The organism is Seonamhaeicola marinus (genome assembly GCF_008085455.1).
Map to the genome: position 1 here is coordinate 400 of NZ_VSDQ01000683.1, position 643 is coordinate 1,042.

Genomic DNA, 643 nt, shown 5'->3' on the forward strand with positions numbered 1-643 from the left:
CATTTGGTTCGCGTCAAGATATTTTGTTACCAAAAAAAGCAACACAAGAAAAACTTAGTGGTTTTGATAGGTTGAAAATTGTATCTGAAGAAGAAACAGGTATTTCTAACATTATGTCTTCATATGTATCGGCCGATATTTTTCCTAACACACCTTGGTTAACAAGTGATAAGTATTTATATATCTTAGAACTTTTTAGGGCAAAATTACACTTAAAGGTAAATATTACAGACCCCAAACAGCGGTTAGTGCCATTATTTACAGGGCATATAAACTTTATAGCCTCACAGCATGAAGATTATTGGTATTTGTATATAAGGTTGCCAGAATGGGAAAAGACTAAAATGTATCCGGCATTAATTTACAGTTGGGATATGGGTAAAATAGTTGCCGCAATTGAAAGTATTTTACAAGAAGAACCTGAAACTATTGAAACAATTTTTGAACTTGTTAGTGATGCTGTAGATTCTAACAATAGAACGGTAGATAAACCACTTGAAGTTCCTTTTCACCCATTTCCTTATTATGAAGGTATGAATAAAATTGGTATGGATAAATACTGGTTAGGGTTGTATTGGAGAAATAATAAGTATGATATTTCTTTTTTAAAAGAAATGTGCGAGTTATGTTTAGAAAATAAAAT

General features: G+C 31.3%; 1 pseudogene. It reads left to right on the forward strand.

The window, feature by feature from the left end:
• Positions 1-643: pseudogene (locus FUA24_RS17120) on the forward strand (rubredoxin); the annotation flags it as partial.